The sequence below is a fragment of the Streptomyces sp. NPDC002671 genome (assembly GCF_053592475.1).
In genome coordinates this window covers 207,777-220,325 of record NZ_JBSFVU010000015.1, presented here as the reverse complement: position 1 = coordinate 220,325, position 12,549 = coordinate 207,777, and the positions used below count along the sequence as shown (strand labels likewise).

General features: G+C 70.5%; 14 protein-coding genes. 6 read left to right on the top strand and 8 right to left on the bottom strand.

Going from position 1 to position 12,549, the window contains the following annotated elements; all coding sequences use genetic code 11:
* Positions 1-493 precede the first annotated feature (493 nt).
* The 7 genes from ACWD35_RS24255 to ACWD35_RS24225 form a co-directional block, all read right to left on the bottom strand.
* Positions 494-802: a hypothetical protein gene (locus ACWD35_RS24255; RefSeq protein WP_451353372.1), complete on the bottom strand. Its 309-nt coding sequence runs from the start codon at positions 800-802 to the stop codon at positions 494-496.
* The gene (locus ACWD35_RS24250; protein ID WP_451353371.1) at positions 799-1,590 is read right to left on the bottom strand and encodes a heavy metal-responsive transcriptional regulator; all 792 of its coding nucleotides are present in this window, start codon (positions 1,588-1,590) and stop codon (positions 799-801) included. Before ACWD35_RS24250 ends, ACWD35_RS24255 begins: the two co-directional genes overlap by 4 nt.
* 135 nt (positions 1,591-1,725) lie before the next feature.
* A complete protein-coding gene (locus tag ACWD35_RS24245; RefSeq protein WP_451353370.1) occupies positions 1,726-2,142 on the bottom strand; it encodes an arsenate reductase ArsC in 417 nt (138 codons plus the stop codon).
* Positions 2,143-2,174: 32 nt separating this feature from the next.
* Complete coding sequence (locus ACWD35_RS24240; RefSeq protein ID WP_451353369.1) at positions 2,175-2,909, bottom strand: aquaporin; 735 nt, start codon at positions 2,907-2,909, stop codon at positions 2,175-2,177.
* The gene (locus tag ACWD35_RS24235) at positions 2,906-3,280 is read right to left on the bottom strand and encodes an ArsR/SmtB family transcription factor (RefSeq protein WP_451353368.1); all 375 of its coding nucleotides are present in this window, start codon (positions 3,278-3,280) and stop codon (positions 2,906-2,908) included. The genes ACWD35_RS24240 and ACWD35_RS24235 overlap by 4 nt, the downstream gene beginning before the upstream one ends.
* Positions 3,281-3,361: 81 nt before the next feature.
* Positions 3,362-3,781: a hypothetical protein gene (locus tag ACWD35_RS24230; protein ID WP_451353367.1), complete on the bottom strand. Its 420-nt coding sequence runs from the start codon at positions 3,779-3,781 to the stop codon at positions 3,362-3,364.
* A 179-nt stretch (positions 3,782-3,960) separates the two neighbouring features.
* Positions 3,961-4,896 (bottom strand): LysR family transcriptional regulator, encoded by a 936-nt coding sequence (locus ACWD35_RS24225; protein WP_451353366.1) that lies wholly within the window; start codon positions 4,894-4,896, stop codon positions 3,961-3,963.
* A gap of 138 nt (positions 4,897-5,034) precedes the next feature.
* On the opposite strand from ACWD35_RS24225, the gene ACWD35_RS24220 reads away from it, so the two are divergent.
* The 3 genes from ACWD35_RS24220 to ACWD35_RS24210 all read left to right on the top strand — a co-directional run bounded on the left by ACWD35_RS24220 (position 5,035) and on the right by ACWD35_RS24210 (position 7,804).
* Positions 5,035-6,279, top strand: a complete 1,245-nt coding sequence (locus tag ACWD35_RS24220) for an MFS transporter (protein WP_451353365.1) — start codon at positions 5,035-5,037, stop codon at positions 6,277-6,279.
* Positions 6,280-6,376: 97 nt separating this feature from the next.
* Positions 6,377-6,976 (top strand): cysteine hydrolase family protein, encoded by a 600-nt coding sequence (locus ACWD35_RS24215; protein ID WP_451353364.1) that lies wholly within the window; start codon positions 6,377-6,379, stop codon positions 6,974-6,976.
* 345 nt (positions 6,977-7,321) lie between these two features.
* Positions 7,322-7,804 carry a DUF4231 domain-containing protein gene (locus ACWD35_RS24210; protein ID WP_451353363.1) on the top strand — a complete coding sequence of 161 codons (483 nt, stop codon included), beginning with the start codon at positions 7,322-7,324 and terminating at the stop codon, positions 7,802-7,804.
* A gap of 68 nt (positions 7,805-7,872) precedes the next feature.
* On the opposite strand, the gene ACWD35_RS24205 is transcribed toward ACWD35_RS24210, so the two are convergent.
* Positions 7,873-8,007, bottom strand: coding sequence for a hypothetical protein (locus tag ACWD35_RS24205; RefSeq protein WP_451353362.1), 135 nt, complete (start codon positions 8,005-8,007; stop codon positions 7,873-7,875).
* 291 nt (positions 8,008-8,298) lie between these two features.
* On the opposite strand from ACWD35_RS24205, the gene ACWD35_RS24200 reads away from it, so the two are divergent.
* The 3 genes from ACWD35_RS24200 to ACWD35_RS24190 all read left to right on the top strand — a co-directional run bounded on the left by ACWD35_RS24200 (position 8,299) and on the right by ACWD35_RS24190 (position 12,330).
* Positions 8,299-8,901 (top strand): GNAT family N-acetyltransferase, encoded by a 603-nt coding sequence (locus tag ACWD35_RS24200; protein ID WP_451353361.1) that lies wholly within the window; start codon positions 8,299-8,301, stop codon positions 8,899-8,901.
* Between the two features lie 474 nt (positions 8,902-9,375).
* Positions 9,376-10,650 carry a hypothetical protein gene (locus ACWD35_RS24195; RefSeq protein ID WP_451353360.1) on the top strand — a complete coding sequence of 425 codons (1,275 nt, stop codon included), beginning with the start codon at positions 9,376-9,378 and terminating at the stop codon, positions 10,648-10,650.
* A gap of 426 nt (positions 10,651-11,076) precedes the next feature.
* Entirely contained in the window at positions 11,077-12,330 is a 1,254-nt protein-coding gene (locus tag ACWD35_RS24190) for a cytochrome P450 family protein (protein WP_451353359.1), read from the top strand.
* Positions 12,331-12,549: the final 219 nt, after the last annotated feature.

Genomic DNA, 12,549 nt, shown 5'->3' with positions numbered 1-12,549 from the left:
TACCGCAGCCCAATCGACTACGAACACAACCACCGCGCCAACTCCGCCCTGGAGCTGGCCGCTTAGAAGATCTCCACACAACGAGGGGATTGACAAGATCTTCGGGGGCAGTGGTGATATAGGAGGCCGTGACTTCGGCTTCCGCCTTGTGGTCGCTGACGATGCAGTCAGCCCAACCACGTCCGGACAGGACCCAGGCGATTCGCAGGTGGGCCATCCTCGTTCCCCTCCTTCGGCCACGGGTTCCCTGCGCTGATCACTGAGGGCCCCTCGCACACATCAGAATGTTCCAGCAAGCCGAGGGCGGTTGCCGCGCTGAACGTGCCGATCGCGCCGGCGATTGATCTCTTCCGCACCTGCTGCGGCACGCCTGCGTCTCCCACAACTACGAGCGCGGGATGACGCTGTGGGAGGTGCAGAGGGTCCTCGGACGCGGCTGGGCGATCACGGCACTCCGGTACGCCTCCGGACCTGCCACCGGTCCTGCGCAGCCTCAGCCCGTCGGTGCGCCGTCCTCGTGCGGCGGACCGACGGTGGGCATGCCGAGGTCGGCGCGGGGCGGCGCTGTTCCGCAGGCGGCTGCCCGTCGTCGGCGCACGACGAAGAGCCCGGTGACGGCGGCTACGGCCAGCACGGCGAGGGCGGGCACCCAAACGGCTCCGATCGCGGAGGCAGCCCCGACCCCGCCCAACAGGGCCAGGAGCGGCCCCGCGCAGCACACCGCGCACGCGGCCACCGCAGCCGCTCCCGCGCCGAACACGCCCCACGGGCGGGAGGGACGTGGGGACGGGGTGGTGGTCATGCGGGTGCTCCAAAGAGGTCGTCCAGTATCCCGGCGGCCCCCTCTGGTGCGCGGACCGTCAGCTGGAGAGCTTCGGGGGTCAGGTGCAGGGTGAAGTCGAAGAAGGCGCAGCAGCTCTGCTCGGCGGCGGCGAGCGCCGTGATCTGGCCGGCGAGTTCGGCGTCCGGCGGGAAGGACAGTCGCGCTCCGTCGTCGATCTCTTCCCGTCGGTCGGACTTTCCGATGAGCGTGCGCCACTGCTCGGTGCGCTCGTCCAGCTCGGCGCCACCGAGGGTGCAGGCGACCGGGACATCCCGCCACGTCTCTTGCCCCGGCTCGGGCGAGGGGCCTGTTGTGGGGCGGGTCGGGGAGAGCGCCACCGGCACGGGCCCGACGGGGCGCGCACCCGTCGTGGTGCAGCCGCAGTCCGGCCCGCACGCACCCTCGGGTGCCGGGCCCGACAGCGTGGTGTGCACACCGGCCAGGTGAGCGGAGAAGGCGCGCAGCTCCGCGATCCGGCCGTCGGTGTCCCTGATCCGATCAGCGACCAGTGGCAGCATCCGGGCGCGCAGTGAAGCGCACACACCCTCCTCACGGACGTCCAGGAGCTCGCGGATCTCCTCCAGGGCCAGGCCCAGCAGCTTCGCCGAGGAGATGAATGCCAGCCGGTCCACCGCGTCCTCGCCGTACACGCGGTACCCGGACGCGGTCCGCTCGGCCGGCAACAGGCCGGCACTCTCGTAGAAACGCAGTGTCGTCGCCGGGACACCGGAGCGTTCGGCCAGCTGCGAGATGCGGTAGGTCGTCACACCGCCGACGGTAAACCTTCCACCCGACTCGAAGGTCAAGCCGTGACCTCCCCCGCGACGGAACCTGCATGGGAAGAGCGACTCATACGTCGCCCGCGGACGGGGCACTCGCGTCGTCGCTGCCCACCTCGCCGTTCAGGCCGGTGCGATCTCCGCGATCAGGCCCTCGACCAGGGTCCTGATCTCGTCCCGGATCGGCCGGACGGCCTCGACGCCCTGACCCGCCGGGTCGTCGAGCTTCCAGTCGAGGTAGCGCTTGCCGGGGAAGACAGGGCAGGTGTCGCCGCAACCCATGGTGACGACGACGTCCGAGGCCTGGACCGCCTCGGTGGTGAGGATCTTCGGGGTTTCGGCGGAGATGTCGATGCCGACCTCGTCCATCGCCTGCACGACGGCGGTGTTGACCGTGTCGGCGGGAGCCGAGCCGGCCGAGCGGACCTCGACGCGGTCACCGGCGAGATGGGTGAGGAAGGCGGCGGCCATCTGGGAGCGGCCGGCGTTGTGGACGCAGACGAACAGCACCGACGGACGCGGACTGGCGGGAGCGCTCATGAGCAGGGGGCTTTCTCGGGAGAACGGATCGGTCAGGAGGCGGCGCGTTCCGGCTCGCCGTGCGGGACGACGAACTCATCCGCGGCGGGAGCAGGGCGGCCGTAGATCATCACGACGGTCCCGAGTCCGAGTACGGCTCCGAGCACTTGGGCCGCGATGAACGGGGCGACGGAGGCAGGGGCGATGCCGGCGAAGGTGTCGGTGAACGCCCGGCCGATGGTCACCGCCGGGTTCGCGAAGGACGTGGAGGAGGTGAACCAGTACGCGGCACCGATGTAGGAGGCCACGGCGGCCGGCGCGAGCGCGGCGCGGCCGATCCGGCTGAGGCCGAAGATCAGCAGTATCAGCCCGGCCGTCGCGACGACCTCGCCCAGCAGCAGGTGACCGGTGGACCGGTCGTGGCTGGAGAACTTGACCAGCGGCCTGGCGAACATGGCATCGGCCAGGACTGCGCCGCCGATCGCGCCCGTGATCTGGGCGGGTACGTATGCGACGACTTCCCGCAGGGCCGGGCCGTCCGGATCACGGCGGCCGGTGAACCAGGCGGCGAGGGTGACGACCGGGTTGAAGTGCGCGCCGGAGACCGGCCCTAGCAGCAGGATGAGCACGCCCAGGCCGAAGACGGTGGCGAGGGAGTTGGCGAGCAGCTGCACGCCGACGTCCTGCGACAGCTCGGTGGCCTGGATGCCGGAGCCGACCACCACGGCCACCAGCAGCCCGGTCCCGAGCGTCTCGGCGACGACCCGGCGGGCGAGAGAGGCGTTCACGCGTCGGCTCCGGCGGGCTGCGCGGTGGTCAGGAACGCGGCGAGCTTGTCCAGGACACCGGGCAGCACCCAGTAGTAGACCCAGGTCCCGCGCCGCTCGCAGTCGATGAGCCCGGCCTGGCGTAGGAGCTTGAGGTGGTGGGAGATCGTCGGCTGGGACAGGTCGAAGGCCGGGGTCAGCTCGCAGACGCACACCTCGCCGCCCTGGCCGCGCGAGGCGATCATCGACATCAGGCGCAGCCGGACGGGGTCGCCCAGGGCCTTGAAGACCTTGGCCAGGTCGGCGGCCTGGTCCTCGTCCAGCGGTGCGGCGGCCAGGCCCGGGCAGCAGGCGGCATCCTGGCCGATCACCTCAAGCTCTTGTTTTGACATGCCTCTATGTTGACGCTTTTCGATTCAAGCCACAAGGTTGCATCAATAAACGTCAATACAGGCCGATGGTGGAGTCCACCGCTACGACCCAGTCACGCCTGGGGGATCGGTCTGGCAGCAACGCCTCAAATCTGCCTCAGCGCGGGCCACCTCTGCGTCGTACTCGCTCGCGTCGAAGTCGAATTCCAGCAGTGGGCCCTCCCCGTGAGGAACCTGCCAGCCCGACCACTGGACGACATTCCCCATGCGCTGCACGGCCACGGAGAGGAAGCCGCAGCACCCCCCGGTGCACTCCGGCTCGCCCAACTTCACCCGGCGCGGCTCAGACGTCGCCCGCAGCGGGCTGGGGAGCCTGACGGGCAACGCTTCCGCTGCCAGCGGCCCGCGGCCCCCAGGGCCCACCGCCTGCTCCACCACGTCCTCGCCGTTGACCCAGAAGCGCAGCTGGGCAGGGAAACGCGGTCCCGGCGGCAGCACCGTGATCTCCAACCGATCGAACATCAGGCCACCCTATGGCCGCCTGCGAACTCGGCCAGCATGAGCAGGCCCAAGACGATGTCGCTGTAGCTCGCGGTGGTGGAGGCATACGGAGGGGGAGAGCGGGAGTGTGCCGATGGCCACGTCTGTCCCCGAGGAACCGTCCGTCGATCCGGCCGTGATGATCGAAGACGCGGCGTCGTTCAGCGCGGAATCACCCAGCCCGGCCTCCAGGTCCCGGCGGCGTCGTGGCCGGTCGCTGTCGCGGCGAGGTGGGCGCGGAGGGCGGCCAGTGCCGGGTGGGGGTTGTCACGGTGCCAGAGGAGCGAGTGCGGGTAGACGGGCGTCGGGTCGGTCACCGGGATGCGGCGCAGGCCGTGGCCGGCGGGCCAGACGAGGCGGGTCAGCTCGCCCATGAAGGTGGCCAGGGCCGGGGTGTCGGCGACGGTGTCGAGCAGCGCGTCGGAGCCGAAGTTCGGGCCGGTCGCCTCGATGGTGAGGCCGAACTCGGCGACGAGGTCGTCGTAGTACGCGGCCCACTCGGTACCGGGGACGATGCCTGGCATCCAGATCCGGTGCCCGGCGAGCTGAGCGACGGTCACCGACCGGGCGGACGCCAGCGGGTGGGCGGGGCCGGTGAGGAGCTGGAGCGGCTCGTCGAGCACCCGGACGGACTCGATGTCCTCGGGAAGGGGCCGGCCGGGCATGGCGACGGCGCGGAAGGACGCGTCGATGGCACCGGAGCGGATGGCGGTGACGGCCGTCTCGACGTCGAACAGCATCACCACGTCGAGGTCGATCTCGGGGTGCGCGCGGTGGAAGCCGCGCATCAGGCCCGACGGAGCGACGCGTGAGGCGATCACGTCGACGCGTAGCGGACGGCGGCCGGTGCGCACGGACGCGACCGCGCGCTCGGCGGCGCGCAGCAGCTCGCGCGCGTGGGGCAGGAAGGCCTGCCCGTCGATGGTGAGCTCGGAGCCGCGCTGCGTGCGGGTGAACAGCCGCACGCCGAGGTCGCGCTCCAGTGTGGCGATGCGCTTGGAGACGGCCTGCTGGGTGACCGACAGGTCGACGGCGGCTTTCTGGAACTGGCCCGCTTCCACGACGGCGACGAAGGTACGTACGGCTTCGAGATCCATGCCGACCCACCTTAGTGAACAACCGATCGTTGTGAAGAGCAGGCAAGGCAGTTGTTTGACCTGCTGGTCTGCCGCCCGCTTAGCTCTCACCGGTCAACGTCGGTTTGTTCGAGTGGGACATTGAGGGGCGCGCTGAGCATGGTGGGCAGGAGGCCGTTGGGCCGGCAGTTCGGCTGGCTGTGGGCGGCGTACGCGGTGAGCGCGTACGGGTCCGGGCTGGGGTTCGGGGCATTGCCACTGATTGCCGTGCTGGTGTTGCATGCCAGCTCGGCTGAGGTGTCCGCGCTGTCCGCGGTGGGGCCCGCGGTGGGTGCGCTGATCGCGGTGCCGCTCGCGCCGTGGGTGGAGTTCCGGCGCAAGCGCCCGGTCATGATCGCGATGGACCTGACCCGGTTCGCGGCCATGGCGACGATCCCGGTCGCCTACGCCCTCGGCCGGCTCGGTTTCATCCAGCTCCTCGTGATCTCGGCTGTGGTCGCCGCAGCCAAGATCGCGTTCAACGCGGCCAGCGGCGCCTACCTCAAGGCCCTCGTCCGGCCGGACGACCTGCTCGTGGCCAACGCGCGGTTCGAGTCCACGAACTGGAGTTCCATCGCGGTCGGGCCACCGCTGGGCGGGGCGGCGATCGGCCTGTTCGGGCCGGTCACCACCGTGGTGGCCGACGCGCTCAGCTACCTGCTCTCCGCGCTGAGCATCACCGCGATCCGAGGCCGAGAGGAAGCGCCGCAACCAACCGACAAAGGCCCCGTCCGGGTGGGCGCGTTGCTCGACGGCTGGCGACACATCATGGGCGATCCCGGCCTGCGGTCGCTCTACCTCAACAACATGCTCGTCTCCGGTCTGATCATGGCCACCGAGCCGCTGCTGGCCGTGCTCCTCCTGCGCCAGCTCGGGTTCCCGCCCTGGCAGTACGGCCTCGCCTTCGCCGCCCCCTGTCTCGGCGGACTCATCGGCTCCCGGCTGGCCCAGCGTGTCGTGGCCCGCTATGGCCGGCACTGGGTCTTCCGGACCGTCGGCACCCTGCGTGCCGTCTGGCTGATCGGCCTGGCCTTCGTCCGTCCCGGCGTCGTCGGCCTCGTCACCGTGATGGCCATCGAGCTGGCGATCATCGTCAACATGAGCCTGTACACCCCGGTGCTCGCCACCTACCGGCTCGAACGCACGCCCAAGCACCTCGTCGCCCGCACCCTGTCGGCCTGGTCGATCGGCCAGCAGGCGTCCATCGCCGTCCTCACCGCGCTCGGCGGGCTGCTCGCCGACGTCACCAGCCCACGCACCGCTCTCACGGTCGCGGGCTTGCTCATTCTGGTCACCCCGTTCTTGCTTCCCCGACGCGACCAGACGTCGCAGCACGAGCCGGAACTGTCCCGTAGCCACGCATGACGCACCGCGATTCGCCACTGAAGCCCGCAGGCCGCCGCTGATCCGTCAGCGCACGTCCGCATCGACCAGGCACACCACCAGCAAGGAGAACACTCGCGTGAGCACTGCCCCCGCACTCGACCCCGCGCACACCGCTCTTCTCGTCATGGACTACCAGCCCGCGATCCTGGCCGCGCTGCCCGAAGGCGGGGACCGCGAGGCTCTGCTCGGTCGTATGGAAGGGGCCATCGCCGACGTTCGTGCAACGGGCGGCACCATCGCCCACGTACGCGTCGGCTTCACGGAGGCCGACTGGGACGCGATCCCGGCCGTCAACAAGTCCTTCGCCCCGCTGGCCCAACACCGTGTCATGCACCACGAGGACCCGGCCACTGCCATCCACGAGCGCCTGGCTCCCCAGGACGGCGACATCATCGTGCGCAAAACCCGCTACGGTGGCATGTCCACCACCGACCTCGACCAGCAGCTGCGCGAACGCGGCATCACCACTCTGGTCGTCTCCGGCATCAGTACCAGCGGCGCAGTCCTGTCCACCGTCATCGACGCGGCCGACCGCGACTACCAGCTCTACGTCCTGTCCGACGGCGTCGCCGACCCAGACACCGAAGTCCACAACGTCCTGCTCCATCAGGTTCTCCCCTCACGGGCCCACATCGTCGACACCGCCGACCTGCATGCCCTGCTCCGGGCCGACTGACTCGAACCACGCGCCGATTCCACCCACGGCTGCCGCACCCACCTGGTGTGGCGGCCGTCCGCGGCCCAGTGCCGCCCTCGCCGTCCACGGTCTCGGGTGCCCACGGTCTCGGGTGTCCACGATCTCGGTGTCGTCATTCTGCTCGCTGTCGCCGGTCGCAGACGTCGACGACTTCCCGCACACCGACTGCCGGGGTGTGCTGCCCGACAGTCTTGAGGCGACGGGGATCCCGCTGTCACCGGAGCAGAGCGCCGCTAGCGCGCGAAGGCACTGCGGAACCGCACAGTTGCAGGTCGGCGTCTGCCGGGTCGAGCCGCAACGTGGCGACGAATATTTGGGGGCGGAGTGCAGCCGAACAGTGGACCAGGTGTAGGTCTCAGCCCGAGGGAGTCAGCCGCACTCCTGCTGGACAAGATCCGGCAAGGCAACGGCTACGCCCGCGGCAAGAAGCAGAGGTTCCGTAGAAGTGCTTCGGTGATCAAGATGCTGACGCTGGCGCTGTCCGCCGCGTCCACCATCATTCTGGGCCTGCAAAACCTCAACACATGGGCTGGTCTGGCCTTTGCGCTGGTGGCCCTGGGGACGTTGCTAGGGGCCGTTGAACCGTTCTTCAACTGGCGCTCCCGGTGGGTGCTTATGGAGGAAGCGCAGTACCGGTTCCAACGTCTTGCCGATGACCTCGAATACCTGATGGCATCAACGGCTGCCGATGATCTTACCTATGACCAGCTTGGCGAGGTTTTCGAGAGATACCAAACGATTTGGAATGACCTGAGTCGCACGTGGCTAGAGCACCGCCGGGAACCGACGCCGTCGACCAGCGCCTAGCTCGAAGCTGCTGCGGCACTGCATGCGGACGTGGTCAGCAGTGATCTGGCGCCGCTGGCGCTGCACGATCAGACGGTTGGGACGATCCGGCGAAGTCCGCCGCCTGCACCGCCTACCGGGGCAAGGCGCTGGCCGATCGCCGCGTCGGTGATGTCCTGGTCATTCCGCGGGCGCGCAACATAGCGGGACTGCAGGATCTGCATCACCGTCACTCTGGACGCGGCGGGCGCCCGGCCGCTGCCGGGACTGGATGGATCTCTCACGACCGCGGACGTGCGGGCGGTGATGGCGCGCACCATCCCGGTCAATGCGGCCTGGTTTCCAGGGGTACTGGAAGCCCACCGGGTCCCGGAGGGGTAGGCCGAGCATCCGCTGCTCGGCGATCTCGTGATGCTGCGGCACCCCGTGGGCGGCGGTCGAGTGCGGCCCGTCCGGGTTGGAGGTAAGAGCTTCTGCCTGGATGCCGACTTGGGGCGTGCGATAGGTTGCCCGCCATGTCTGGACTCGGACCCGTCGCCTGGCCACCTGCCCCGATAAGGACCGAACGGCTCGTGCTCCGCGAGTCCGAGGCCCGGGACCGTGCGGCGTTCATCGAGCTGTTCGCATCGCCGGAGGTGGGCACCCACATCGGCGGCCCTCGACCGCGTGATGAGCTCGAACGCGCGGTGCCTGAGGTGCCCGGGCGGCGACCTGGCCTTTTCGTGATCGATCTCGACGGAGCGATGATCGGCGTGGTCACGCTCGATCGGCGCGATGCAGAGCGTCCGGGTCACGTCCGTCCGGATGCCGGGGAGGCCGAACTCGGTTACATGTTCCTGCCGGAAGCGTGGGGATGCGGGTACGCCGCCGAGGCGTGCGCAGCGGCACTCGACTGGTTCGCCGACGTACTCCCCAGCGAGCCGGTGGTGCTCTGCACCCAGACCGCCAACGACCGCGCGATGCGCCTCGCGGCGAAGCTGGGGTTCACCGAGGTGGAGCGGTTCGAGGAGTACGGCGCCGAGCAGTGGTTCGGCGTGTGGGCTCGGTCACGCCGTCCGGTTGAGCTAGGGCCCGTCTTCAAACGGATCTTGCCCAGAGCAGGAACGACGCCAGGCTGACCGCCGCTTCGTAGGGGGCGGTGGTCTTGTGGTACCTGGTGGCCGGGACCGAGGCGCGGGACGCGGATGCGTCGAGGCAGCCTGGCACAAGATCCTGACCACTTCTGGTGAACCTGCCCGGCCGGAGGGATCACCTCTTCTGGAACCGTTTGCCGAGTTGGTGCGGGTGGTGCAGGCCGGGCCGCTGCTTGGCAATGCGGAGGAACTGACCGCTTATGAGAGGCGCGGGACAGCAGGGGGAAGCGGGCCCATCCGCTTGGTGGAAGCGGAACCCCAGGACAATGAGGACCCTTGAAGGCGGGCCCTGGTTGGCCCGCCGTCCGGCCGACTCTGTGCTCAGCTCCTGGCGGGAGTTCGGGTCGGTCGCCGCTGGTGTCACCGGCCTGGCCCTGCGGTGCGTTTTCGCGGCGTGAGCAGCCCCGGCCCACGGCCCCCGCAGGGCGCGGTCAGTGGCCGGGGCTACTGTGCTGCCGCATGAAGATCGAATCCCTTCTCGAGGACCTGGACAGCGACGACGCCGCGCGCGTGGAGGCCGCGGCCGAACGGCTGGCGGAGCAGGCCGACGGTGTGGTGCCGACGTTGCTGCGGGGTCTGGCCGGTGTGCAGCGGACCGCTGATCTGGAGCCGGTCATGCGGGTCTTGAGGCGCATCGGGCCGCCGGCCTTCGACGCCCTACTGGCGGCGTGGGGCCGGAAGGAGGTGACGGACTGGCAGGCGGGCCGGCTCCTCGGGGTGTTCGACGAGCGCTCCGCCGACCAGTACGCGGCCCTGGCGGCCGATCCGGACTACGGCAAGTCGGGCAACGGCTTCCAGGGGCTCTTCAGGCTGCGGACGGACTCCGAGGCCGGACTGCGGGCCCTGGTGGATTGCTACGCCCACGGCCGCCTCATCCCCTACAAGGCTTCCGACTACGCCCGCCTGCTGCACGACTCCTTCCAACCGCGGCTGCGCTCCCTGCGCCGCGACCCGGCCGCGTCCCCGAGGACCCGGCGGGGCGCGATGGCGGCGCTGGTGGCGGGCGGCGGCGCCGACGCGCTCGACGACCGCGACCGCGCGGCGATCGAGCGGCTGATACGGGTGAAGATCCCGCACGAGACCCCGAAGCTGCCGTCGTCGACCCTCAGCGGTTGGTGGATGGCCGTGCCCGGGGCGTCGTACGAGGGCGTTTTCGAGGCCCTGGACCTGCACGACCGGCGGCCCGTCACGGTCACCGCCGGCGTCCAGGCGGCGGAGAGCCAGGAGATCCGGGTGCCCGGGCCGGACGGCGCCGGCCGCACGGTGGGGCGAGCCTTCGTCACCCCGGAGCTGGACGGCTGGCGCCTGGTCTTCGGTCCCTTCGACCTGCTCGTCGGCGACCCCTGGGACGGCATGATCGAGACGGTCGAACGGGTCAGTGTCCACTGCGGTCAGGCCCAGTTCTTCTTCCTGGACGACGCCGGCGGCTCCGACGTGTGGATGGTCGCCGAGAACGGCCGGGTGATCCGTCAGTACGCCGCCGAAAGCGACCCCGAATGGGAAGGCGACCCGCTGCCATGGGAGACCCTCGCGGTCGACGACCCGGAATTCGACCCCGAGTACGACGAAGCCCCGTCCAACGCGGGCACCACGGGCGCCCGGTCCGCCTGCGGGTACCTCTCGGTCGACCCCGGCGAGGTCGGCCCGGACACCGAAGTACGCGGCCACGGCTGGCTGGCCCTCACCGCACCAGGCGTCGGCCACGGCGCGTTCCCCGGGACGCTTTGCATCTGAGGCTCAGTGCTGGCGGCCCCGGCACCAGCCCGGCCATCGGTCCCCTCGACGCCCCGTGGAGCCCGCCTGCGGGGCGCCCCGAACCCTGATGCGCGACCTGCGCGCAGTCGCGTCCCACCGGCGATCGGCGCGGGCCTCTTGCACCCCCGGCAGCGTGGTCGCCTCCGTCACAGGCGTCGGCGGAGTCGGCTGGGCTTCTGGGGCGCTGCCTCAGACCCCGCGTCTAAGACGCCGGCGAGGCTGGAAATGCCGGACCCCAGCCCGAAAACGGAAGGCGAGGCTGCAGTCACCGGTCCCCGGCTTCGGAAGTCAGCAGGCTGGATGGACCGAGCCCTCGGCCGAGGTGCCGGCGGGACGGACTTGTACAACCGGCCTTCGACACCGCACTGTTGGCCGGTAGTCGTTCATACGATCAGGAGTCCCGGCTTGTCTTCCCACACTCCCGCTCCCGCGCCCGCCCACGTCGTCGACCCCGTCGGCGGCTGCCCGCACGCCCTGAACGCCGACCTGCGGGCCCGGGGACCCGTTGCGGACATCGTCCTGCCCGGCGGGGTGCCCGCAGCGGTCGTCCTGGGGCACGACGCGCTCAAGGAATTCCTCTCCCACCCCGACGTGGCCAAGGACGCCCGCCACTGCCCGGCCCTGAACGACGGCACGATCCCCGCGGACTGGCCGCTGCGGGTCTTCGCCAACGCCCAGGGCATGCACACCGCCGACGGCGCCGACCACCGCCGGCTGCGCTCCCTCGTCGGCAACGCCTTCACCGTCCGCCAGGTGGAGCGGCTGCGACCGCGCATCGAGGAGCTGACCGCCGGCCTCCTCGACGACCTCGGCCGGGCCGCCGCCGAGGACCCGGACGGCATTGCGGACCTGCGCACCCACTTCGCGCTCCCGCTCCCGATGAGCGTCATCTGCGAGCTGCTCGGCGTGGACCCCGAGCACCGCGGCCGGCTGCACGACCTCACCTACACGGTGGTCATCGCCACCGACACCACCCCGGCGGAGGTGATGGCCGCCGTACGCGAGCTCGTCGCGCTGCTCGGCACGATCGCGACCGCCCGCCGGGCAGCCCCCGGCGACGACCTGACCAGCGCCCTGATAGCCGCCCGCGAGGACGGCGGCGACCGGCTCAGCGAGGCCGAACTCATCGGCACGATGCGCCTGATGCTGGTCGCCGGCCACGAGACCACCCTCAACCTGATCAGCAATGCCGTACGGGCACTGTGCACCCACCGCGACCAGCTGGCGCTGGTCCTGGATGGCAAGGCCACCTGGTCGGACGTGGTGGACGAGACGCTGCGCTGGGACGGCCCGGTCAGCTGGTTCCCCTTCCGCTACCCCACCCGCGACCTGGCCCTCGGCGGCACCGTAATCCCGCAGGGCACCCCGGTCCTCGCCGGCTACACCGCCGCCGGGCGCGACGAGGCCTTCCACGGCCCGGACGCCGACCGCTTCGACGTCACCCGGCCCGGCGCGGCCCGGCACCTCTCCTTCGGCCAGGGCGTGCACTACTGCGTGGGCGCCCCGCTCGCCCGCCTCGAGGCCACGATCGCCCTGGAACGGCTCTTCACCCGCTTCCCGGACCTCGACCTCGCCGTCCCCGAGACCGAACTGCCCCGCCAGCGCAGCTTCATCGGCAACAGCGTCGAAGCGCTCCCGGTGCGCCCGGTCCGGCTCTGAGGCGCGTTTTCCCGCTGACCCCTGCCGGCTCGCGGCGGGCGGGGACAGTTCCCGCTCCAGGTCTGGAAGTTATGGCCGCCGGCGGGGCGGACGAGGGTCCTGACACGGACCCCGCTGCCCGCCGCGGCCCGGATTTGTGCACGTCACCGAGTACGTCTGGGGCGCTGCCAGTGCCTCCACAAGCCGGGCGATCCAGCCGCCGAAGCCTGCCACCGCTAC